General features: G+C 36.0%; 23 protein-coding genes. 17 read left to right on the forward strand and 6 right to left on the reverse strand.

The window, feature by feature from the left end; all coding sequences use genetic code 11:
* Positions 1 to 7: 7 nt before the first annotated feature.
* The 9 genes from ACKVEV_RS04390 (at position 8) to ACKVEV_RS04430 (ending at position 8,100) form a co-directional block, all read left to right on the forward strand.
* Positions 8 to 964, forward strand: a complete 957-nt coding sequence (locus tag ACKVEV_RS04390; protein WP_409369187.1) for an ABC transporter ATP-binding protein — start codon at positions 8 to 10, stop codon at positions 962 to 964.
* Positions 957 to 2,471: an ABC transporter permease/substrate-binding protein gene (locus tag ACKVEV_RS04395; protein ID WP_409369188.1), complete on the forward strand. Its 1,515-nt coding sequence runs from the start codon at positions 957 to 959 to the stop codon at positions 2,469 to 2,471. Before ACKVEV_RS04390 ends, ACKVEV_RS04395 begins: the two co-directional genes overlap by 8 nt.
* A gap of 154 nt (positions 2,472 to 2,625) precedes the next feature.
* Complete coding sequence (locus ACKVEV_RS04400) at positions 2,626 to 3,264, forward strand: DUF2975 domain-containing protein (protein WP_409369190.1); 639 nt, start codon at positions 2,626 to 2,628, stop codon at positions 3,262 to 3,264.
* Between the two features lie 12 nt (positions 3,265 to 3,276).
* Positions 3,277 to 3,489, forward strand: coding sequence for a helix-turn-helix domain-containing protein (locus ACKVEV_RS04405; protein WP_409369191.1), 213 nt, complete (start codon positions 3,277 to 3,279; stop codon positions 3,487 to 3,489).
* A 369-nt stretch (positions 3,490 to 3,858) separates the two neighbouring features.
* The gene (locus tag ACKVEV_RS04410) at positions 3,859 to 4,398 is read left to right on the forward strand and encodes a TetR/AcrR family transcriptional regulator (RefSeq protein ID WP_409369193.1); all 540 of its coding nucleotides are present in this window, start codon (positions 3,859 to 3,861) and stop codon (positions 4,396 to 4,398) included.
* Between the two features lie 53 nt (positions 4,399 to 4,451).
* Positions 4,452 to 4,721, forward strand: a complete 270-nt coding sequence (locus tag ACKVEV_RS04415) for a DMT family transporter (protein WP_409370500.1) — start codon at positions 4,452 to 4,454, stop codon at positions 4,719 to 4,721.
* Between the two features lie 13 nt (positions 4,722 to 4,734).
* Positions 4,735 to 5,070, forward strand: coding sequence for a DMT family transporter (locus ACKVEV_RS04420; RefSeq protein ID WP_409369195.1), 336 nt, complete (start codon positions 4,735 to 4,737; stop codon positions 5,068 to 5,070).
* Positions 5,071 to 5,328: 258 nt separating this feature from the next.
* Positions 5,329 to 5,754 (forward strand): hypothetical protein, encoded by a 426-nt coding sequence (locus ACKVEV_RS04425; RefSeq protein ID WP_409369196.1) that lies wholly within the window; start codon positions 5,329 to 5,331, stop codon positions 5,752 to 5,754.
* Between the two features lie 114 nt (positions 5,755 to 5,868).
* A complete protein-coding gene (locus tag ACKVEV_RS04430) occupies positions 5,869 to 8,100 on the forward strand; it encodes a YheC/YheD family protein (RefSeq protein WP_409369197.1) in 2,232 nt (743 codons plus the stop codon).
* 119 nt (positions 8,101 to 8,219) lie between these two features.
* Here ACKVEV_RS04430 and ACKVEV_RS04435 read toward each other — a convergent pair whose 3' ends face one another.
* On the reverse strand, positions 8,220 to 9,425 hold the full coding sequence (locus ACKVEV_RS04435) for an ATP-grasp domain-containing protein (protein ID WP_409370501.1): 1,206 nt from the start codon (positions 9,423 to 9,425) through the stop codon (positions 8,220 to 8,222).
* A 151-nt stretch (positions 9,426 to 9,576) separates the two neighbouring features.
* Between ACKVEV_RS04435 and ACKVEV_RS04440 the strand changes: the two genes are divergently transcribed.
* Both ACKVEV_RS04440 and murF read left to right on the forward strand, forming a co-directional pair.
* Complete coding sequence (locus tag ACKVEV_RS04440; protein WP_409369198.1) at positions 9,577 to 10,986, forward strand: Mur ligase family protein; 1,410 nt, start codon at positions 9,577 to 9,579, stop codon at positions 10,984 to 10,986.
* 211 nt (positions 10,987 to 11,197) lie between these two features.
* Entirely contained in the window at positions 11,198 to 12,583 is a 1,386-nt protein-coding gene (gene murF, locus ACKVEV_RS04445; RefSeq protein WP_409369199.1) for a UDP-N-acetylmuramoyl-tripeptide--D-alanyl-D-alanine ligase, read from the forward strand.
* Between the two features lie 172 nt (positions 12,584 to 12,755).
* Here murF and ACKVEV_RS04450 read toward each other — a convergent pair whose 3' ends face one another.
* A complete protein-coding gene (locus ACKVEV_RS04450; protein ID WP_409369200.1) occupies positions 12,756 to 13,688 on the reverse strand; it encodes a C40 family peptidase in 933 nt (310 codons plus the stop codon).
* Positions 13,689 to 14,243: 555 nt separating this feature from the next.
* Between ACKVEV_RS04450 and ACKVEV_RS04455 the strand changes: the two genes are divergently transcribed.
* Complete coding sequence (locus tag ACKVEV_RS04455) at positions 14,244 to 15,938, forward strand: methyl-accepting chemotaxis protein (protein WP_409369201.1); 1,695 nt, start codon at positions 14,244 to 14,246, stop codon at positions 15,936 to 15,938.
* 198 nt (positions 15,939 to 16,136) lie between these two features.
* Here the strand turns inward: ACKVEV_RS04455 and ACKVEV_RS04460 are convergent, their stop codons facing one another.
* Complete coding sequence (locus ACKVEV_RS04460) at positions 16,137 to 16,499, reverse strand: VOC family protein (RefSeq protein WP_409369202.1); 363 nt, start codon at positions 16,497 to 16,499, stop codon at positions 16,137 to 16,139.
* Positions 16,500 to 16,947: 448 nt separating this feature from the next.
* Here ACKVEV_RS04460 and ACKVEV_RS04465 point away from each other — a divergent pair, with 448 nt between their 5' ends.
* The 4 genes from ACKVEV_RS04465 to ACKVEV_RS04480 all read left to right on the forward strand — a co-directional run bounded on the left by ACKVEV_RS04465 (position 16,948) and on the right by ACKVEV_RS04480 (position 20,534).
* A complete protein-coding gene (locus ACKVEV_RS04465) occupies positions 16,948 to 17,793 on the forward strand; it encodes a S8 family peptidase (RefSeq protein WP_409369203.1) in 846 nt (281 codons plus the stop codon).
* Between the two features lie 40 nt (positions 17,794 to 17,833).
* The gene (locus ACKVEV_RS04470) at positions 17,834 to 19,396 is read left to right on the forward strand and encodes a hypothetical protein (RefSeq protein ID WP_409369204.1); all 1,563 of its coding nucleotides are present in this window, start codon (positions 17,834 to 17,836) and stop codon (positions 19,394 to 19,396) included.
* A gap of 71 nt (positions 19,397 to 19,467) precedes the next feature.
* Complete coding sequence (locus tag ACKVEV_RS04475; protein ID WP_409369206.1) at positions 19,468 to 19,920, forward strand: DUF4304 domain-containing protein; 453 nt, start codon at positions 19,468 to 19,470, stop codon at positions 19,918 to 19,920.
* A gap of 155 nt (positions 19,921 to 20,075) precedes the next feature.
* Entirely contained in the window at positions 20,076 to 20,534 is a 459-nt protein-coding gene (locus ACKVEV_RS04480) for a DUF4304 domain-containing protein (RefSeq protein ID WP_409369208.1), read from the forward strand.
* Positions 20,535 to 20,583: 49 nt separating this feature from the next.
* Here ACKVEV_RS04480 and ACKVEV_RS04485 read toward each other — a convergent pair whose 3' ends face one another.
* Genes ACKVEV_RS04485 through ACKVEV_RS04495 form a run of 3 tightly spaced genes read right to left on the reverse strand, consistent with a single transcriptional unit; the run spans position 20,584 to position 21,992 of the window.
* Entirely contained in the window at positions 20,584 to 21,126 is a 543-nt protein-coding gene (locus ACKVEV_RS04485; protein ID WP_409369209.1) for a DUF7010 family protein, read from the reverse strand.
* Positions 21,127 to 21,138: 12 nt separating this feature from the next.
* A complete protein-coding gene (locus tag ACKVEV_RS04490; RefSeq protein ID WP_409369210.1) occupies positions 21,139 to 21,555 on the reverse strand; it encodes a hypothetical protein in 417 nt (138 codons plus the stop codon).
* Positions 21,552 to 21,992, reverse strand: coding sequence for a LytTR family DNA-binding domain-containing protein (locus ACKVEV_RS04495; RefSeq protein ID WP_409369211.1), 441 nt, complete (start codon positions 21,990 to 21,992; stop codon positions 21,552 to 21,554). Before ACKVEV_RS04495 ends, ACKVEV_RS04490 begins: the two co-directional genes overlap by 4 nt.
* A gap of 432 nt (positions 21,993 to 22,424) precedes the next feature.
* Between ACKVEV_RS04495 and ACKVEV_RS04500 the strand changes: the two genes are divergently transcribed.
* Entirely contained in the window at positions 22,425 to 22,607 is a 183-nt protein-coding gene (locus tag ACKVEV_RS04500; protein ID WP_409369212.1) for a hypothetical protein, read from the forward strand.
* Positions 22,608 to 22,725 lie beyond the last annotated feature (118 nt).

Consider the following 22,725-nt stretch of genomic DNA (forward strand, 5'->3'; position numbering starts at 1 on the left):
TTAGACGATGATTGCATTTGAGAATGTTACAAAACGATATGCTAACAACCAAGTGGCAGTAAATGCCATCAACCTTGAAATAAAAAAGGGGGAATTTTTTGTCATCATCGGTCCCAGTGGGTGTGGAAAAACAACTTTACTAAAAATGATTAATCGCTTAATTGCTTTATCGGACGGTACAATCCGCATTAATGGGAAACGAATTAGTGATTATAACATCCATGAACTACGATGGAATATTGGCTATGTACTGCAACAAATTGCGCTTTTCCCACATATGACAATTGCAGAGAATATAGCGGTTGTACCCGAAATGAAAAAATGGAGTGCCGCACAAATTCAACAACGCGTTCAAGCGTTATTAGATATGGTAGGGCTGGAACCCGATAAATATAGTAAGCGTAGACCAAATGAATTGTCTGGTGGTGAACAACAACGAGTAGGTGTTGTTCGTGCTTTGGCCGCAGATCCCGAAATCATTTTAATGGATGAGCCATTTAGTGCACTAGATCCAATTAGTCGTACAAAATTACAGGATGACCTACTCGAATTGCAACGAGCGATACAAAAAACTATTGTCTTTGTGTCGCATGATATGCAAGAAGCATTGAAATTAGGTGATCGCATATGTGTCATGAGAGAAGGGGAAATTGTACAGATTGGTACGCCACAAGATCTGATTCATCATCCAGTTAATGACTTTGTACAACAATTTATAGGGGTTAAGGATTATCCAAGCAATGAATTTCATATTCAACAAGTGATAGAACCGCTTGAGGAAGGACAATCTTTACATGCTCTTAACTATAGTGTTACGACAAATGATTCGTTACCATTTATTTTGCAACAATTGGCACAACATGAATGTGTTGGAGTGAAAAATGAAACAGACATTATTGGGATTATCACAAGGCAATCGATGTTACAGTTTTTAGCCGCCGAACGAGGTGATACAAATGACTAGTTTTGTTGATGTTTTCATCGAACGGAAAGGTCAGCTACTTGCCTCATTAATTGAGCATATGCAAATTTCGTTTATTGCGCTATTTTTTGCTGTCATCATTGCAATACCTCTTGGCATCTACTTATCGAATAAAAAGAACTTGGCGGAAAGTATTATTGGGATGAGTGCAGTTTTACAAACCATTCCGTCGCTCGCTTTATTAGGTTTGTTAATTCCATTGCTTGGTATTGGGAAAACACCTGCTATCATTGCCCTTGTCGTCTATGCGTTACTGCCCATTTTGCGTAATACATATACAGGCATAAACGAAGTCGACCCATCCTTAAAGGAAGCAGCTATGGCGATGGGGATGAATACGACAAGAAGATTAGTGAAGGTCGAACTGCCCCTTGCCATGCCTGTCATCATGGCGGGAATTCGGACAGCAATGGTCTTAATAGTCGGAACAGCTACACTAGCAGCCTTAATTGGTGCTGGTGGTTTAGGGGATATTATTTTACTTGGGATAGATCGCAATAATACATCACTCATTATTTTAGGGGCTGTACCTGCAGCTATTTTAGCACTCGTTTTTGATGCATTATTGAAAAAACTAGAATTATTGTCGTTTAAAAAAACTGTTACTGTACTAAGTGCCATTAGTGTAGCAGCCATTTTGTTAATTGTTGTACCGTTGTTAAACTATAATGACAAAGAGGATATTGTCATTGCCGGAAAACTTGGCTCTGAGCCAGAAATACTCATTAATATGTACAAATTACTGATAGAAAATGATACAGATTTACATGTGCAATTAAAACCTGGACTCGGCAAGACGTCTTTTGTCTTTAATGCACTGAAATCAGGTAGTATCGATATTTATCCAGAATTTACAGGTACGGCAATCGCAGAATTTTTAAAAGAGCAAGCGGTAAACAATAACCAAGAAGATGTTTATCAACAGGCGAAAGATGGTATGTTGGAAAAATTCGATATGGTGATGCTCCAACCGATGCAGTACAACAATACGTATGCATTAGCTGTTTCAAAACAACTGGCTGAAAACTATCAGTTACAAACGATTTCCGATATTAAAGCCATTCAAGACAAGATAAAAGCAGGGTTTACGTTGGAATTTAATGATCGTGAAGATGGCTATGTGGGCATACAAAAGCGTTATAAGATTGATATTGCTTCTGTTACGACCATGGAACCGAAGTTAAGATATCAGGCTATTCAATCGGGTGATATCGATTTATTAGATGCGTATTCAACAGATAGTGAGTTACGTCAATATGATTTGACTGTATTACAAGATGATCAGCAATTATTCCCCCCATATCAAGGCGCACCATTGTTAAGAAAGGAAACACTTGCAAAATATCCTGAGCTTGAAAAGGTATTAGGTAAGCTTGCCAATCAAATAACGGATGACGATATGCGTGATATGAATTATCAAGTCAATGTGGAAGGGAAAAATATTGAAGATGTAGCAAGAGCTTATTTAGAACAGGCAGGATTGCTGTAAATAGAGCAGTAGCTGGAGGATAACCATTTCCTTCAGCTATTTTTCTATGCGAAAATGTATATGATTCAATAATTATTTAACGATAAACATTAAATAATTATTGAAAAAGGTAAAAAGTTCTGTATAATAAATCTGGAGGAAGGGGATGGTATAAATGGAACATAATATCCAGAGTAAGGAATTTCAATTTTTAACGAAAGGGTTACGTACCATTTTTTCAATTATTATGATGTTGTTTATTCTTGTTCTGTTTGTAATGGGAGCACTCATGGTAGGCATGGCTTTTATATCAGAAAATACAGTGAATAGTTTCATTGAAAACTCTAGTATTTCGACAGCTCTTACAATAGAGGGCATTGAAATCCAACTGGCAGACTTAGTAGCCAATAATATAATCTATGAAAAAATGCCCATGATATCTTTAATTGCTCTTGCTATGATTTATGTAGGAATATTATTATTGATTGTGTGGCAAATAAGAAATTTATTAGGTAATTTAAGTAAAGGTGTTATTTTTACGATGGCCAATAGTAAAAGAATAGAGCGAGTTGCTTATTGTGTTGTTGTGTTAAGCTTGACAATAGGGGCGTTTCGCACGTACATTGCCTATACGGTGATTCAACAATTGCAGTTAAGCACGCTGATAGCAGGCACAGATTGGATAACAGGTATTCAGTATCATTTTTCAAGTATTAATTGGACACTGTTATTTTGTGGTTTGGTAATTTGGGCGATCGCAAGGGTCTTTCGCTACGGTGGTTTTTTACAAGAAGAATATGATGCGACAGCTTAGGGAAGTGATGAAATGACAATTATTATACGGCTAGATCGAATGTTAGCTGATCGCAAAATGCAGTTAAGTGAATTAGCAGAAAAGGTAGATGTATCGATTGTTAATCTATCCAATTTAAAAACGGGTAAAGTAAAAGCAGTGCGCTTTTCAACTTTGAATGCTATATGTAAAGCATTAAATTGTCAGCCTGGCGATATTTTAGAATATGTAGAGGATGAACAATAGGCGGCTGGGCTAAAACTTTAAATGAGGGCAGAGTTATGTGCATGTTAATGCTTTAGCTCAGCACTCTTTTGCAAAAATGACAAAGTAGAAGAAAACGCTCGTTGTTGGTAGCGATGGCGGTGACTACTGCTCACAATGCACGCAACGTAAGAAGAGGGCACGCATACCCAAGCCGAGTGTTGCGGCTTACTGTGCTGAGCGGACAACAACGGCGTAGCAATAAAATGTTAGTTTGAAAGTGATTGAGTCAATCTAACATTTTGCGTTTTTGTCCTGACGTCTATTTTTGACGCAATTCACTTCTGAGCTGTAAAATAAAAAAGACCGTCCAGACGGTTTTTTTATTGGGATTTCTTAAGGAGGGCTAAGATGTTATCGAAAACGGATTTAAAACGCGCCCATATTATTCAAACAGCAATTCACTATTTGAACGAACATGAGTTACATACGTTAACGTTAGATAAAGTGGCTCAAAAGGCAAGTATTAGTAAGGGAGGGCTCCTCTATCATTTCAATACAAAGGATGAGCTTTTTTTGGCCATTGCACACACCGTTATGGCTGAATTTGTGGAATCTTTTGAAGCACTATCAAAGCTGGAACATGGTATTGGTAAACGCACAAGGGGATTCATCTTAGCTTCACAGAAAGATTTTGAAGCGGGAGCAAGAATTAATATTGCGATTCAAATTAACCACCATGACCATCAAGCCATTTCCGTTGCTTACGAGCAATTACTGGAAAGTCTATTGCACGATGGACTTGAGCCATCTATTGTCCATATGATTCGTTTAACCATCGATGGTTTATATTATTCAAAGTTATTAACGATTGCACCTGTATCGAAAGAAGTATCGGAAAGCATTTTTCAACAATTATTGCAGATGACAAGAAAGGGTGATGAAACTTGAGTGCTTTTGGTTTTTTATTGATTGCCATCGCTTCTGAAGTTTTTGCAAGCTCGATGTTAAAACAAACGGCTGGCTTTAAGCGACTTTTACCGACCTTTGGTGTCATTATAGGATATGGATTTGCCTTTTACTTTTTATCCTTAACATTACAGTCATTACAAATTGGCACAGCCTATGCGATTTGGGCTGGTTTAGGGACAGCGTTAACGACTGTTGTCGGTGTTATCTTCTATAAAGAATACTTTAATGTGAAAAAATTTGTTGGCATTGTATTGATTATTGGCGGTGTAGTTATATTAAATCTAGCCGGCGGCAGTCATTAGGGGGAACGTAACAATGAAAGGATATTTATTTTTAGCCATTTCAATTGTCTGTGAAGTATTTGCGACTACTATGCTGAAGTTATCGGAAGGTTTTACGGTAATCGGCCCATCCATCGCAGTGGCAATTGGCTATGGCATTTCGTTTTATAGCTTGTCCTTATGTTTAAAAACGTTACCATTAAGTTTAGCCTATGCAATATGGTCTGGAGTAGGGACAGCTCTAACGGTTGTATTAGGCATTGTAATTTGGGGAGATGTTTTTAATCTCTACACAGCGCTCGGTATTTCATTCATTATTGGTGGTGTATTTCTACTCAATCAAGGAAATGGACATCAAGTTCATGAATAAATAGGGAGGAAAAAATCATTCCGTTTAGCGAAAAAAGTACGCTAATTTCCAATATTTCCATGCAATATGCTAAAGGATGCTAGGTGAAGGCTTAGCATTCTTTTTTTGTTATTTTATTTTTTTATACGACCTTCTAAACATGCGTCATATTTCAATACTGTACATATTATAACTAGATAGGATAAATAACTGAAGTACTATCGGTCGAGTAATGATTCAGTGGAAAATGGAATAGGAAGGGGCTGGGGGGCATTGGATGTGGAAAAAGGAAGGAAGCACTTTGTATGTGAAGCGCTAGGAGATATAAAAGCAGCTCAGGATGTGATGACAGAATTTCATTCGAAATATTATGGTCAGCTTCTTGTGAAAATAGTTGGTAGTGATACCATTCCCTTTTTTTTAATAACGCATAATGGCACACATTTAAAATTAATAGACACAGTGAAACAGTTTGAAACCGAGTATTTTCGTATAGAATCGATTGATATAGCTCGTTGCAGAGGCACCATCTCACTATTACGGGCCTATGATTATGAGGACAATGAAACGAATTCAATTGCAGATGTTGTGAGATTAGAAAGAACATCGACAGAAAAATCAATCGAATTAGGCAGTATATCGGCAATTCAGCTATTAAATCCTGATTTATTAAAAAAGAAATTCATTATTGAGCCTAAGTGGTAAGAAAAGAGTTTAGGGAAAACTACTAAAATAATTGCAAAACTAGAGCATCTGTCCATATGCAAGCTGCGTTATCTGAATTTAATAGAAAGAATCTATGGAAAGGAAGATTAACGCATGACAATTATCGGAATGTTGCATCATCGTCTCGATCCTAAAACTGTTCTTAAGTCATATGCATATGCAGCAGTTGCGAAAGCGGAAGGCGTAGAGTTTTTTTATTTTACACCGAGAAAGGTTAACTTTGACACCCGTACAATCAATGGGCAAGTATTAGAAGATGGACAATGGCAAGAAAGAGTGATGCCCTTTCCAGATGTCATTTATAATGCTGGCAGTCCTGAAAAATTATCGGTATCCAAAGAAATCATTGCCAAATTGAAAAAAGAAATTCCGTTTACAACACATTCTATAGGGAATAAATGGAATGTTATGGAGCGACTGAAAGAAGCGAAAGAGTTTGAACAATATATTATTCCTACAGAAATTGTAAAAAACACCGATATTTTTCATAGCTATATTGCGCATCATAAAAAAATCGTCTTTAAACCGATTGATGGTCGGAAGGGAAAAGGCATCTATTTCATTATAAAAGTAGGAGACATTTTTGAAGTAAAGCAAAATAGTGATACTCGTATGTATTCAAAGCCGCAGTTAAATGCCTTAATACAAGAACTTCTTACAACAGGGACATTTATTATGCAACCGTACATTCAATCGAAAATGAAATCGGGTCAAGTATATGATTTTCGTCTCCATGTGCAAAAAGACGGTGAGGGCAAATGGGTGGTGACGACTGTCTATCCACGAATTGCGCCTCATGGTTCAATTATTCCTAATATTAACAATGGCGGTTATACAAATTATTTAGATCCGTTTTTAGAGCAAGAATTTCAGGAAGAGGCTTATAATATTCGTCGTATGTTGGAGCATTTCTCATTATCTTTGGCACGCCATTTAGATGAAATCCAAATGACGAAATTTGGAGAAGTTATTGATGAAATCGGCATAGATGTAGGGCTAGATGCTCAACAAAGAATTTGGGTTTACGAGGTTAACTGGCGTCCGGGCTGTCCACCTGCCTTTTATTTAGAATTGGATGTCGTGATACATTCGATTCGCTATGCTAAATACTTAGCTGAAAACAAACAACCTATGAAAAAAGCAAAAGTGAAACAAAAAGCACAACCTATAGAGCCACAACCGAAGCCAGTTGAAGTCAAAGCAAAACCGGTAGAACCACAAGCAAAGTATGTCGATTCAAAATTCAACATACCGATCATCGCGATTACGGGAAGTGCAGGCAAAACAACATCCAAAGCGTTTTTAGGCTCTATTTTATCAAAAAAATGGAACGTTTTTGAGTCAAAAGATTATTGGAATACGACTGAACATACGAAAAAACATGCTGAAGAAATTAATGCATCACATCAAGCTGTCGTTCTCGAATACGGCATGGCGTATCCCGGAATTATTACAAATCACTGTAGCATCATTCAACCGAATATTAGTATTGTCACGAATATCGGTCTTGCCCATGTAGGTAACTTTGACGGGGATGTTCGACTTGTGGCGAAAGCAAAATCAGAATTGATTCAAGGTATGGACCAACAAGGATTACTTATTTTAAATAAAGATGATGATAATTCGAAATATTTATTAACCGATCAATTTAAAGGGACGATATTGACAACGGGTATTAAAACGGATGCCGACTATAGAGCCTATGACATACAATATAAAGAAACGGGTATGTCCTTTAAAATGCAACTGCAAGGGCAAGAAATCCAATTGTTTATTCCAATATTAGGAGAACATCATGTATATAATGCCCTCAATGCCATTGCGGTTGCCGATACTCTAGGATTTACACCACAAGAAATAAAAGCAGGCTTACATTTCAAAAAGCCACCGCGTAGGCTGACGGTCTATAACTGTCGCGATCATATCACAGTCATTGATGATACAGTTCATTCTCATCCGCAAGGTGTAAGAGCTGCTCTTAATGTACTGACAAATGTAGCAAAGAAGAGGCGCATTGCCATTATCGGTCAAATGCGAGAACTAGGAGACTTAAGAGAAGAAGAATATCGTAAATTAGGGGAATTTATTGCTGAACAAGGGATTGATCTGTTAATTACTTATGGATTCCGTACAGAAGAAATAGGGGCAGCCGCCATGGCAAAAGGGATGAAACAAGAGCAAATTCATCATTTTACAAACAAAGATCAACTACATGCCTTGTTGAAGAAAATAATAGAGCCAGAAGACACGATTCTTGTAAAGGGTGCTAGTAAAACGAATATGTTTGAAACGGTAAAATTTTTAGACGAAACATTTAAAGCATAAAAGCATAGATAGAAAAAACCGAGCAGCTGCCCATTATAAAGGCAGCTACTCGGTTTTTATTAGGTGATTAGTGCTTATAGGAAAGCGGATGATGCATAAGGATGCATATCCGCAAAATGCTACAGCGCTTTTAATAGAAATTTTATTTCCTTAGCGGCCGTTACCGCATTATTTTTTGCTTGGTTTAAGGATTTTCCCTCAGCAATAACATACGCGTAACGATGCCCCATCGATAATGGTGGCGTTAAAAAGGTTCCTTTTCTTGGTTTTACGTAAACATCTACGACACCTGGAGACTTTGTCGCCCTCGTTCTACCTATGACTCTTTCTAACACACCTTTGCTTTCTACTATTACATATTTGGTGAAAATATACTTTCGATGCTTTGGTGTGACATTCGGCTGTTCACCTAAAAATAATTTCAATGTCTCTTCTACTAAACTAAATCCGAACGCCGCATATAGCATATTATTCATGGCGCCCCCCGAAATTCTAGGATTAATTTCAATCAGCTTCCACCCGTGTGCTGTTAAACGTAGTTCAAGGTGTAGCGTGCCATTTTCAATATCAAAAACATTGACGATTGAGTGTAGCACTTCTTCTATCCCTTTTTGAATATTTTGCGGTACTTGTGCGAGTACACCATAGCCTGTAATAATAAATCGTTTTCCTTGTGTTATCTCTTGTTCAATAATGCCGATTGTATGAACCTGCCGTCGATAGACCATTGCTTCAACTAAGTATTGTGGGCCATCAATATATTCCTCAATCATAATGGTTTCACCAGGATTTTTGTTTTGGAGAAAAGACAGATGTGCATCGAGTTGGTTTTTATCTGTCGCCAACAGTACGTCTTTAGAACCTGTAGATTTAGGAGATTTAACGATGAGTGGGAAGACCATATTATTTGAAAAGGATTCATGTGGTTTTTTAAGAAAAAACTTCGGGGAATAAGGCTGATCTTTTAACATATTCCTTGTTTTTTCTTTATCTTCCATCATTTCAATAGCTGTTGACGATGTATAGTTGTGACAGAATTCATCACATAAAATAGAGGCAATATGGACAAAAGGGTCTACAAAACTAACAATGGACTTAATTTCTAATCCGGTATCAAGCAAATCATGAATTTCTTCTATCATATCTTCTATATTGGAAGTGTCGATATAAATCATTTTATGAATATCGGGATAGGCTTTTCTCTGTTGTAACTGTTTTTCATTGTGAGTAAACAGTATTGTAAAGTAACCCAATTTCTCTGCTGCTTTTATTGCTTCACGACTAGACCCTGATTTGTTTGTACCGATAAATATAATTGCCTTCAGTATAATCACTCCTTCAATTGGCACTTGGATTATTAATATACATTTTATATATATGCTGTGAAATAGATTTCCTCTAGTTATGTATCATGTTTACATCCAAGCAACTTTTGTGACGATTCATATAATAGAAAGGAAAGGAGTGAAAAATGATATGAAGCCTCTATCGGTGAAGAAATTAACAGCGATTACTGCAGGTAAATTGTTGCAAGGGTCTGAGGAGGTGCTGATCCAGTATGGCGCATATCGACTAAAACAAGTGAAAAAACCGTATACGGCCCTTTTTACAAACAAGCGCATTGTCAATTGGAAGAGTCTTGAATCGCTTTTGCCATTAGTGCTTGTCACGGATTGGGTTTATAGTCAGCATGAAATTCCTCGCAACGTCATCATCATCCAAGTAGGGAATGCAGATGAGGCGTACTGGAAATTTGTTCATTATTATCGAAGCCAATTTGACATCCCTGTTATTGCCATAACCGGTACCTCTGGAAAAACCACTACAAAGGAAATGATTAAACACATACTTTCTGCTGAAAAAGAAGTCGCAGCCACGATGTTAAGCAGTAATTCCAGAACAGCCTCATTACAATATTTACTAAGTATTGACGATGAAACAGAAGTTGCTGTTTTTGAAACAGCAGTTGGGTCACCTGGAGATGTAACAAAAGCTGGAGCATATTTCAAGCCGTCGATTGGTATTATTACTAATATTGGCGCACACCATTTAAATTACTGTAAAACGTTGGAAGGTTATATACAGGCGAAAGGTGAAATGGTTGAAATAGTGAACCCGAATGGTACATTAATTCTCAATGCAGAAGATGCGAATATACGGAAAATTGATTTATCGAATTTTAAAGGACGCATTCTTTACATCGGTCAGCAAGCAACATGTGATTTTAAAGCAAGTCACATTCGCTATGTTGAAAACGGCATGCGTTTTAAAATGCATCATCAAAAGAAAACATATGATGTGTTTGTCCCGGGTTTTGGAGAGCATCAAGTATATAATGCACTCGCTGCCATTGCTGCCATTAGTGAATTGCAAGTACCGATTTCCGTAGCGATTAAACAGTTAGCGACATTTAAGAAAGTGAAAAAGCAACTACAACTTTTTGAAGGGATTAATGACTCCCTGTTAATCGATGATACTTGGAGTTTAACAACGACTTCTTTAGAAGCAGCATTAAAGGTTTTAAATTCACTAGGCGATGGTAAGAAAAAAGTAGCGGTTATAGGAACAATTACGGATTTAGGTTCTTGGGGTTATATTATCCATGAGCAAGCAGGAGAATTAATCCACCGTATTGGTGTAGATGTCCTCATTACAATAGGCGAGCATGCACGAATTATGGCAGATCAGGCAGTGAAGTTAGGATTTAATAAACCGGTTTATACATTTAATAATAATATACTTGTCTATAAGTTATTACATGAAATAGTAGATGACAATACAATCGTACTGATAAAAGGGGATATGTACAGTAAGCAAATTTCCCAATTAGCAGCGGATTTAAAGGTCAAAACGACACGCCCAACAGATAAAGATAAGAAGCAATAATCGGCTTACTTTCACAATAGGATAAATACAGTGTCACAAGCAGTAATTCCATAATATTGTATAGTAATCTACTAGAAAGGAGCGCTCTCAATAAAAGATAAAGCACGTCATTCAATACGAGACATTGCTAGAAATAGGGTTGGAATGTACCTCTTAACCCAAACTTCTAGAGAGCAATTTCATACGATAATGAGAGGGGGGAGGAGTGAACGTGCAAAACATTAGTGTAACTGTTATTCGAAAGTTACTACAAGCAGAGTTAGTAAGCGGTTCTGAGCATTGGCTTGTCAAACATGCGATCTATTATAATCGCCATGATTTGACCCAAAAAAATAGCCTCCTGTTTGTCAATCGAAGCGAGACTATAAATTGGGAAGAAATCGACAAAAAGGGACCATCCCTCGTCATTTCAGATAAGCCTTTACAAGAACTGAAACAGGCGCTAGCAAATACGACTGTCCTTCGAGTAAAAAGTACATTACAAGCTTACTGGAAGTTTATTGAATATTATAGAGGTCTATTTGACATACCGGTAGTTGCATTAACCGGTACATGTGGGAAAACAACAACGAAAGAAATGATTAAACATATTGCGAGTAAAGACTGGAATGTGCAGGCATCGATTAGTAGTAAAAATGAACCTCGACAATCGTTACCTTATTTAATAGGCATCGATCAAACAACAAAAGCAGCCGTATTTGAGTTAGGCTTAGGGAATACAGGTAATATCAAACATCAATGCATGATCTACCAACCAACGATTGGGATTATTACAAATATCGGTGTGCATCATTTAGATGGATGTAAAAATCTTGAAGGCTATATTAAAGCGAAGTCTGAAATTGTAGAGGGCATTTCACCAGATGGCACGTTAATTATCAATGCAGATGATGAAAATACAAAAAAAGTTCCATTGCAACTATTCAAAGGCAAAATTATTACGATAGGGGTACATGGAAAAGCCGATTACAAAGCATCGAACATTCAATTTACCAACAATGGTATGCAATTTACCCTACAAGTATCCAATGAAAAATATACGGTATTTGTACCTGGTTACGGTGAACATCAAGTTTATAATGCGTTAGCGGCTATCGCAGCTATAAAAGAAATGGGCCTATCTATCCATCAGGCAATCTCTCGATTAAAAACATTTAAACCGATGGCAAGGCATCTTGAATTTTCAACAGGTATCGGTGAAAGTACCATTGTCGATGATACGTGGACGAATAACCCAACATCGGTTGAAGCAGCCTTAAAAGTGTTAGATACGATAGGAAAAGATAAAAAAATAATCCTTATATTAGGTGATATAAAGCGATTGGGTCTTTTCGAAGAAAAGTATCATCGTGAGATTGGTTCAATGGTGGCCGAGCGAAATATTGACACGCTCATTACAATTGGAAAAAGGGCAGAACACATAGCAGCACAGGCAAAAAAAGATGGCACAAACGCAAAGGTTCACATATTTCAAGAGGTCAAAGGTATTTTAGAAATACTCAAACCAAAACTAGATAAAGACACGATCGTTCTCATAAAGGGACCGATGTCCAGTAAATCAATGATTGAATTTGCCAATAAATTAAAGGCACAATAAAAGCTATTGGCATTCTTTACGGTGAAAATTCGATTGCGATGCATTTTTAGCAACTTACCATATAAAATAAAACATAGCATACAAAGCGGTGAACGTCACTGCTCGTATGCTATGTTTTGCGTTATTTAATAACTCATCTTGTAATAATGCGAGTTTGTGTCCTCACATATTCTTAAAAGACACGTTTTGCTGTTAAATAATGCTCTTTATAGTAATCTACAAATAGTACTCTAGTCGTAACGCCACCCGACATTGGAATTATGATGCGTTGATCGCCAGCGTAAATGCCGACAAGAGAAGGATTTGTTGAACCTTTTACGCTATTAAAGAACACTAAGTCACCCTTTTTTAAATTAGCACGTGACACTGTTGTACCTTTAGCCATTAGTTGTTTTAAGTTAGTTGTACCCAGTTTTACACCGCTTTTACGGTAAACATATTCTACGAAACCAGGGGCTGTAAATCGTAAGCTTTGCTCATTAATTGTAGAACCTATCGTTGCTTTATTTTTATAAGTAATGGCATTTTCTACAATTTTATCGCCTTTTGTTGCTGGATTAGCAGATAACAATGTTGGTAATACGCGTCGAGCTCCTACATAGTTGTTTGTATAATAAGGCTTGCTACTCATATCTGAAATAACGATATTTTGTTTAGAATCCGCCATATGAATAATTTTGTTATTGCCGATATACATACCTACATGGTCAGGATCTGTGCCTGTTTTTTTACTTTTAAAGAACACTAAATCGCCTTTTTGCAATTGGCTTTTCGCAACAGGTGTTCCTTGCTGGATCATATAGTTTTCATTATATGTCCCAAGGTCTACACCATTTTTCTCAAAAATATACATAATGAATGAAGCACAAGAAAACTTGTATGGATATGTAGCCTTGTACACTGAATTACTATATGTCGCCTTACCAATTAAGCTTTTTCCTGTTTGAATAAGTTGATCCGCTTTTGCTGCAACTGCCGCGTCATTATGTTGGGCGTTTGTTGTGGCTGCCTCTACTTTGATTGGTTCAATGCTTGCTTGAACGATGCCGAATGAGCTAAAGCCAATCGTTAGTGCTAATGTAGTAGTTAAAAATTGTTTTTTCATGCTGTCTTTTACCTCCTGTAAGCGAGCAGTAAGTTTCTGTTTGCTTGCCATTGCAATAATCGTAGCATGAAAAAGTAGGCGTTCCGGGAGGTAATTGTTTCCACGGGGGGCGTAGCCTTCGCCAGAAACGTTGATATAAAAGGGCTGAACGCCTGAATTTACAGTTTCATTACAAATGTTTCAGTTTGTTAAATAAGTGTAGTAAAAACACGAACAAACAGGGACCTATAAGCTATTGCTATAAAATTATAGTGAAAAATAAAATATACGTCGTTAATATAGAAAAGACGGTAGACAATATGCAAATAGAGAAATCAAAATAAGGATAAGGAATGATATAAAAATAACTTTATGAGTTCATGTGTACGGAGAAAAGCACGTATTGCACACATTTTCTTGCATAAAGGAAAGCAAGAAATACATAGTTCGAGTCATGGGTAATATAGGAAATATATGTTATATTTAGGTAGAAATAAATAGTAGCTTGCCCTCAAAAGCTGGCGAAACATGTAGTTTTATAGTAGTTATATTTAACGATTGAAAGGGGATAATGGTATGTTGCAAAAACTAAGGTTCAAAACAATACGAGCAAAGATAATATGTGCATTTTTTATTGTGGTATTTTTCATCGCTTGTTTTAACACCTATAGCTTTTTCGCCAATAAACGTGTCATTACTGCTGGAGAAGAAATTGTCAATAAAGAATTACAGCTGTTAACGGCAAGTGAAAAATTAGCATCGACCATTAGTGTGCGTACAACTGCGGCTAAAAGTTATGTTCTCACAGGAGAGCCAAAATATAAACAGGAATTCGAGGAATATATTAAAATAGCTGAAGCTAATAATACAATCGTAAATAATTTATCGACTGATGAAAGCTTAACAAAAATAGTGGAAAAAGCAAGAGAATGGCGGAGCTTTGTACAATCGAAAGTGTTTGATGAATACGATAAAGGAAACATTGAATTAGCTATACAAAATTTAAATTCCGTCGATCGTCTCGCAGTAGAAATTAGAGAGGGATACGAGGAGCTAGCCAGTGCAAGAGAAGCTTCTATTAATGAGCTAGGGCAGGATATGATTGTGCAATCAAAGCAAACGATGAATATAGGATTAATAATTGGCGTTATTACAACAGTGATCGGAATTGTAACCGCATACATTTCGGCGCGTTTGATTGCCAATCCAATAAAAGCCGTTATCGAAAAAATCACGCATATGGCTAATGGCGATATTAGTCAACCTGCTTTGCCTGAAAGAATGAAAGATGAAATCGGTTTGCTTGTACAATCAACGAATACATTAAATAAGAAACTACATGAAATCATTGGTTCCATCCATGTTGTGTCAGGTAATGTAGCTGCCAGCAGTGAACAACTAGCGCAATCTTCATTAGAAGTCAAAACAGGTGCACAACAAATTGCACTCACCATGCTTGAATTAGCAGGTGGCTCTGAATCCCAAGCGCATAATGCCAGTGACTTAGCGCAAATAATAGACGCATTTAAATTAAATGTCCAGCAAGCGAATGGACAAGGAAAAGATTTACAAGGATATTCGAGTGAAGTCTTGCAACTTACAGCAAGTGGGCAACATTTAATGAACAGTTCGACACAGCAAATGTTTGCGATTGATAAAATGGTCCAAGAGGCTGTTGCCAATGTAGAAGGTTTAAATAAACAATCGCAAGAAATTTCTAAATTAGTGTCGGTAATTGATGATATTGCCAATCAAACGAACTTACTAGCATTGAATGCGGCCATTGAAGCGGCACGGGCGGGAGAGCAAGGGAAAGGTTTTGCGGTCGTCGCCGATGAAGTGCGTAAGCTTGCTGAACAAGTTTCTTATTCTGTGACGGATATTTCGTCTATTGTGGCAAGAATTCAACATGAAACGGTCGGAGTCACTGCATCCCTTCGGACGGGTTATGAGGAAGTAAAAAGAGGCACAGAGCAAATTACGACTACCAATACAACTTTTGAACAAATTGCAATTGCGGTCAACAGTATGTTTAACAATATACAAGGCATAACAGGAAACTTACAAGGCATTTCAACAACTACTGAGCAAATCAATCATTCTATCGATGAAATTGCCGCTATTTCGCAACAGTCAGCCGCAGGTGTCGAGCAAACGACCGCAACAATTGACCAAACCGTCGCAACGATGGATGAAATCTCAAAAAATACAGATCATTTAGCATCGATGGCAGAGAATTTAAACCAAGAGGTACAGCTTTTTAAATTGTAAAGAGAAAAGGGCCATGAGAGAAGTGAAAAAGTGTTAGATTGACTACGATCAATCTAACACTTTTTGCATTTTCATTGAAGCACGCGTCTGACGCTGAATGTGTTCAAAGTAGGAATCGACACCTTCGCTAGTATCAATTTTACTTTATAGAAAAAAAATAGAATGGCGCCTGATTATGCCCTTCAACTTTTTAAAGGCTTAAAGTGGCTGAATCATCTCTACCCGATTACCGAATGGGTCTCTAAATTCAAAGCGTTCAAATTGTGGAATGGGCACAGAATCAAGTATTTCGATCTGATGCGCTGTTAATACTTCTCTCCAATAGGCAACATCCTCTACTTGATAGGCAATATGCGCTTTCGTCGTAAGTCGATCAAAACCGTCCTCTGTCCCAACATGTACTTCGTGATGACCAACTTGTAACCAAAAACCACCTCGCCCTTGAAGGGATTTTGGTTTCTCAATTTCTTTTAAGCCGAGTACATGGCAATAAAATGCCTTCCCTTGCTCCTCAGTACCTTTTGGAATAGTAAGTTGGACATGATGTAATCCGACAATCATAGTTATCCTCCTCTGCAAGTATGCAATAATTATATATTTCTACAAATTACTTAAAATACCTTTTATTTGCAGGATTTTGCAGGAAGATACCTAACTTTGCCTTGCCGTCACTGAGTAAGAAAATACTCAGTAGATTTTTTATAGTAATTTTATTTTAATAAGTAAACTAATTTAATAAAAAAATATTATAAAACTAGTATTCTAGCATTAAAAAAATAAAAATATTTAGGAATCTTATTGTGTGGTAATGAAAATTTTTACTATTTATTTATGATATTTTCGTAAAAAATGAATAAAAAAATATTATTTTATTTTTTCTAAAAATTTAGTATTATGATGGCAATCAAATATATCTTTATTTATATTAGCGGAAAATTAGCGAGCAAGAGATAAATTAATTGTCAGAACGGAGGGTAAGACATGTGTTAAAAAAGGGTTGTTATTAATCGTGATATTCGTTTGTATTATGCCTATTGCGTATTTTTCTTTATGGCATCATGAAGAAAAATACGCTGTTAATCCACTAGATGCCATTATTGACGAAAATGAGGAGAAAAAACGCTTGATAAAAATTGCCATTATCGACAGTGGCATCAATGATCATGTTGAACTTGATGGCAAAGTAGTAAAAAGCTTTAATGTCATCAATGATTCTAGTAAAACATTTGATGGATACAATCATGGAACACCAATTGCCGGTATTATTGCTGGGAATAATTTAGGTGTTAACCCTTATGTAGCGTTATACGATGTTCAATTTTTAGGTGAGGATGGCAATGGAGCTTTAGAACATTTAGTAAAGGGGATTGAATGGGCAATTAATGAAGGTGTCGATATAGTAAATTTAAGTTTTGGTTTTCAGAAATCAAATGCAATTTTAGAAGAAGTTATAACAAGAGCAAATAGGGAAAATATTTTGGTTATCGCTGCCGCAGGTAATACATTTGGATTTGGGGTTGATTATCCTGCAAAGTTTTCGAATGTTATTTCTATCGGATCAGTCGATGAAAATTTATCGAAGGCCTATTTTTCTGGTGAAGGAAAAATAGATTTTGTAACGGTAGGTAGTAACTTAAAATCAATTACGAATAAAGGAGATGTCGATTATTTTGATGGGACATCTTTTTCAGCAGCTTATTTTACAGGTGTCGTCTCATTGTTGATTTCTGAATTATCCGACAAAGAAGAAGCTTATAAGTTCATTAACAATCAATTAAAAAATTTTGCTCATGATTTAGGTGACAAAGGATTTGATAACAAATATGGAAACGGTCTAATCCTTTTAACTGAATAATCCCCTCTAATTCTATTATTTATAAAGGAGTTATGGGAATATGAGAAAAATAATTAGTTTGTACATTGCACTAGCGTTAATCGTTTCTAATCTATCTGTTCTACCAAGTAGCGTTACGGCTGCTAACAAATATAATGCCGATGTAGAATATCCAGAATCGATTGAGCAATTACTTAGTGAATTTTTTACATCTGAAGAATATATAGAATCGATTACGCAAACTTCAGACATACCAGCGGAAATTTTGGCTAATAGCCATGTTGTAGAGGAACTAGTCGCAGAATCGGAACTTGTGCAAGAACTATTAGCACAAGATGTTATTGTACATTCGATTGCAGAAATATCGAGTTTAGTTAGTGAAATATTAAAAAACAAAGATGTTTCCAATGCAATTGCTGAAGACAGTGCTTTAGTAAACAAAATAATTCAAAGTGACGGCGTAGCCCGTTTACTTGCGGAAGATGCTAGTTTAGTCAATGAACTTTTTGCAAATGACAGTATCGTCCATGCGATTGCGCAAGACAAAATTTTAGTAAGAGAAATTTTCAACAGCGAAAGTACTAGACGTGCAATTGCTGAAAATTCTACTTTAATAAAGAAACTATTTGAAAATGAAAGTATTATCAAAGCAATTGTAGAAGACCCTCTGCTAATAAACGAAATATTAGCCTATGATCATGTCGTGCAATCTTATTTACATGATGAGAAAATAGTTGATTTAATTTCTTTGAATGACCCGACTTTACATAGTTTACTGCATGATGGTGGATTGCTAGATAGCCTGTTAACGGAACCTGAAATGGCAGAAGAGATTAAGTCCGATTTACTCGCAAGTTTCAATGATGAAATGGGAGCTATTTTAGGGGAAGATGCACAAAAAATTAAGACGTCTATTGCAAACCTAGACAGTCATGGCATTGCCTTTCAATTAGATATTTCGACAGATGAATATACATCAACTTTAATAATTGCTTCAACCTTAGATGGTAATAGCATGACCGTTAGCTCTGAAATGGCTTATGGTGATAAAGTTGAAAAAGCTGATTACGAAGTCGAAATAGTTGAAAATACGACAGAGCAATTTACAGTTCTTTTAGTCGACAGAACTACTGGAAAACAAATAACGATTTCAGAAAATGATGCCCACGCATCTGTAGTAAGTGTAGTTGTCCGTCTAATTGGCGGTGCAATTAAATTTATTTCCAAAAGATCAGGTAAAGAAATAACAAAATCCGCCGCAAAACATGCCAAAAAATCTTTTAGTAGTGGTACAGCAGCGGAGAAATATTTAGAAACACTGGTGAAATCAAAAGAGGTCCATTCGCGTAGAAATACTGATTTAGGTTTAAGAATTATAGATGTACTAGATACTTCTGGTATTGCCCACGAGTCTAAAGTAGGGTACGTAACGCTAACTAAATTTGTTAAAAAACAGATTGATAAGGACTATCTTTTAGTTAAAGGTACGACTGGTGATGCAAAGGAAATTAAAGGGGCGAAATGGCATTTCTTTAAAAGTGATCAAACAGGTAAAGTAGGTGCAAGTAAAGCTGTGTTAAAGTATTTGAAATCAAAAGGGATTCCTTATAAAATTTATGATTAATTTTATATGCTTATAGTAAACCGTGAATTTAAATATTGTTCGAAAAAACTAAAGTTGGAGGAATACAGATTATGAGCTTATCCGATAGTCGTCTATTAATGATAAAGGCACTAAAAAAACTAGTAGTACCATACTTAAGAGAACATGGATTTAAAGGCTCATTTCCACATTTTAGAAGACGAAATGGGGATGATATGGAATTAATTGCCTTTCAATTTTATCGTTATGGTGGCTCTTTTGTGGTAGAAGTAGGTGTTTGTGGGAAGGATGGTTTAACGACGAGTTGGGGGAAAGAAATTCCCGCAAACAAAGTAACTGTGTATGATCTAGATTATGGTCATCGTTTTAGACTCAGAGAAGATATATATGGAACCGATGATGCTGAGTGTTGGTTTCATTATGAGGAAGCAAAGACAGACGAAGACTTTGAATTAGTTGCATTACAAGTACTGAAGTGCATACAGGACGTAAAAGATCGCAATTGGATAAAAAAACTAGTTTCATTGAACAAGGATTGGGAATAATCGCTGAAGAAAACACACTATTGCGTTATTCATGTGCTTTCAAAAATGAGTTCGGTGGAGCGCCGGACTCATTTTTAATTTGACTTTCTCTTGTATAGCTTTGGATTTCTCTCTCACTTGAAGTACCAAAAAATTTCGTTGGAGGGATACCGATTATGAGCTTATCCAATAGTCGTCTATTCATGATAAAAGCATTAAAAAAACTAGTAGTGCCTTATTTAAGAAAACATGGTTTTAAAGGAACGTTTCCACATTTTAGAAGACTAAATGAAGAGAATATAGACTTAGTAACTTTTCAATTTAATCGTTATGGTGGCTCTTTTGTTGTTGAACTTGCTGTTTGTGGAAAAAATGGAACAACGATGAGTTGGGGAGAAGAAGTACCACCGAACAAAGTGACTGCCCATGATGTAAGTTTTGATGACCGTTTTAGACTAAGAGAAGATATATATGGAACAGATGACAATGATTGTTGGTTTCATTATGAGGAAGCAAAGACAGATGAGGACTTTGACGTAGTTGCGTTAAAAGTACTGAAGTGCATACAAGATGTATCTGATCGCAGTTGGATAAAAAAACTCGTTGCCATGAATGAATGGCGGTGGCTATCCTAAATTTTGTAGCAGATGATTTTAATAAAAAGCTAGTCTAATGATTGCTAGACTAGCTTTTTATTTCTTTGTTCAGCATAAAAAATAAGAAGAGTACACCGATTTCTACGATTAGCGGGACAAAAAGTATATTTAAATGGAAGAAAAGGATGCTGATTAAAATAGCGAGACAAATAAAAATGGAACTATAGCGATAATTTTTTGATTGATAAAAGAAAGAATATGGTAATAAATGAGCTCCGTAAATAATGGCGTAAGCAGGTAAAACCCACATAGGAGCTTTTATTAATAGAAGAACACAAATAATTAAATATAAAATTTGATTATTTGTTGCAATTAATAGTCCATTAATTAAAGGATTTTCTTTATAAAATAAATCAACTTTTAGGATTTTGGCACAACCTATTGAAACAGGAAATAGCAATGCACCACAAGATAAAATGCCGATATTTTTAATCATTACATCTAAAGGCAGTAATGTAATGGTTGTAATCACGGCCCATATAAAAATGGATGCCATAATAAAAGGTAGCCCCTTCTTTTGTTTGAGCGCAATATCATGTAATAGTACTTGTAAGCTAGTGTCGAGGTTCATTTTTCCGTCTCCTTACTGTTCTAGCGAGCTATTCAAACTAGCCGCTATTTTTTTATTTTCATATTTTGAGAAAAAATAAAATCCGATAATATGACCGATTAACGTGATGACTAAAATCACCAACAAATAAGGTTTGATGAATTCGAATACTTGCAGTGATAAAAGATAGATACTGCTTACGCCGCAGCAAAAGTTCAATAAAGTACTAATCGTTATTTTAGAAGTTACTTTTAATGTCGAGTAGTTCCACAAGTATGGATAAGCAATACCAAACACAATCCCCATTAGCACGCTAATCCCAATTAAATTCCAAATATAAAAGAAGTTGACCATTTCTTGGTGAAGATTAAAAATGGTCATTAAAAGGACAATCAAAATTAACCCCCAAAATGTAGTCGATAAAAAGCTGTTTTTTAAGTCTTTTATCATTTCAATTTCTCCTTAATGGATTTTGCATAATGTCTACTGACGATATACTTATGTTGTTGTTTCGTGATTACTTCCAATCTTGCATGACTTCCGGAAGCAAATGACTGGATTTGCTTCAAATTCAAAATGATCGAATTGTTGATTCTAACTAAATGAAATGATTCCAAGTACGCTAATTCCTTTAAAATTTTATTCAGCAAAAGCTCTGTCCCGTCTAGTAAATAGACTTTCGTAAAATGACCGGATGCTTCTATCGCTTCGATCTGATTGAGGTCAATCATTATTTGGCGATTTGTTTTAAGATCAGTTGCATTTATTGTCATAGGCTGTGAAACTTGCTGTTCCAATGTTGAAAGCCATTCTTTATTTGATGGGTTACTAATAATATCGATTTCCGAAGTGGAGTGATGGTTGTTCCAAATATAGTTGAATTTCATTTGTTCTCCTTCCTGATTGTATCGTAGCAACACTTGATAGAACTTACGATGATTTTTCGTTTTGTTGCAAAAAAAATAGACTTTGTTGCAACTTATTTTGTTAACAGTTAGGTATTTCTTTAAAATGTATTTATTGGAAAATAAATGGCGTTACATTAAATATTAGTAATCTATCAGGAGCGTGTCAATGTGCATATTCTACGAAGGTATAATCATAAAAATGAAATAATAAAATAGAGGTACCAACTAGCAGTTCGATTTGTATCGGTGAAAATTCTATGCGGTTCCGCACCTGTCAATGACGTTTATTTTCCCTTATTAGGATGGTGCAACGGGAGATGTACGAAAGTCAGGTAAAGGGTGGCTTGTCATAGTAGGCATCTTTCTAAAGAGAAAGATGCTTTTTTATGCAAAAACTAAAGGAGTGACCAGATGAATAGTCAAGTCATTGAGTACTATGAAAATCTTTTTAAATATGAAATTATGCAAAAGCAATTTGACGGGGCTAGAAAAACATTAAAGGAACTTGTTGAATATTTTTTCGGGCAAGATGAAGCGCATCAGTCAGACATTTATACCGCTTATTGCAATGTTAGAAAAGAATTAATCGGTTAAAATAACGAAAGGCTACTTCAGGCATCTTATGGAAAGGGATGTAGAAGTAGCTTTTTTATTTTTTTATTAAAATTTTGCTAGGACTTCATTCTTATTTCACTTTTGTTTTATATAATAA

This window comes from Lysinibacillus sp. 38-6 (genome assembly GCF_046245175.1).
Classification (GTDB): domain Bacteria; phylum Bacillota; class Bacilli; order Bacillales_A; family Planococcaceae; genus Lysinibacillus.

Coding starts and splice junctions, on each gene's coding strand:
- ACKVEV_RS04390 (WP_409369187.1), top strand. CDS start 8: ATGATTGCATTTGAGAATGTTACAAAACGATATGCTAACAACCAAGTG.
- ACKVEV_RS04395 (WP_409369188.1), top strand. CDS start 957: ATGACTAGTTTTGTTGATGTTTTCATCGAACGGAAAGGTCAGCTACTT.
- ACKVEV_RS04400 (WP_409369190.1), top strand. CDS start 2,626: ATGGAACATAATATCCAGAGTAAGGAATTTCAATTTTTAACGAAAGGG.
- ACKVEV_RS04405 (WP_409369191.1), top strand. CDS start 3,277: ATGACAATTATTATACGGCTAGATCGAATGTTAGCTGATCGCAAAATG.
- ACKVEV_RS04410 (WP_409369193.1), top strand. CDS start 3,859: ATGTTATCGAAAACGGATTTAAAACGCGCCCATATTATTCAAACAGCA.
- ACKVEV_RS04415 (WP_409370500.1), top strand. CDS start 4,452: ATGTTAAAACAAACGGCTGGCTTTAAGCGACTTTTACCGACCTTTGGT.
- ACKVEV_RS04420 (WP_409369195.1), top strand. CDS start 4,735: ATGAAAGGATATTTATTTTTAGCCATTTCAATTGTCTGTGAAGTATTT.
- ACKVEV_RS04430 (WP_409369197.1), top strand. CDS start 5,869: ATGACAATTATCGGAATGTTGCATCATCGTCTCGATCCTAAAACTGTT.
- ACKVEV_RS04440 (WP_409369198.1), top strand. CDS start 9,577: ATGAAGCCTCTATCGGTGAAGAAATTAACAGCGATTACTGCAGGTAAA.
- ACKVEV_RS04450 (WP_409369200.1), bottom strand. CDS start 13,688: ATGAAAAAACAATTTTTAACTACTACATTAGCACTAACGATTGGCTTT.
- ACKVEV_RS04455 (WP_409369201.1), top strand. CDS start 14,244: ATGTTGCAAAAACTAAGGTTCAAAACAATACGAGCAAAGATAATATGT.
- ACKVEV_RS04460 (WP_409369202.1), bottom strand. CDS start 16,499: ATGATTGTCGGATTACATCATGTCCAACTTACTATTCCAAAAGGTACT.
- ACKVEV_RS04470 (WP_409369204.1), top strand. CDS start 17,834: ATGAGAAAAATAATTAGTTTGTACATTGCACTAGCGTTAATCGTTTCT.
- ACKVEV_RS04475 (WP_409369206.1), top strand. CDS start 19,468: ATGAGCTTATCCGATAGTCGTCTATTAATGATAAAGGCACTAAAAAAA.
- ACKVEV_RS04480 (WP_409369208.1), top strand. CDS start 20,076: ATGAGCTTATCCAATAGTCGTCTATTCATGATAAAAGCATTAAAAAAA.
- ACKVEV_RS04485 (WP_409369209.1), bottom strand. CDS start 21,126: ATGAACCTCGACACTAGCTTACAAGTACTATTACATGATATTGCGCTC.
- ACKVEV_RS04490 (WP_409369210.1), bottom strand. CDS start 21,555: ATGATAAAAGACTTAAAAAACAGCTTTTTATCGACTACATTTTGGGGG.
- ACKVEV_RS04495 (WP_409369211.1), bottom strand. CDS start 21,992: ATGAAATTCAACTATATTTGGAACAACCATCACTCCACTTCGGAAATC.
- ACKVEV_RS04500 (WP_409369212.1), top strand. CDS start 22,425: ATGAATAGTCAAGTCATTGAGTACTATGAAAATCTTTTTAAATATGAA.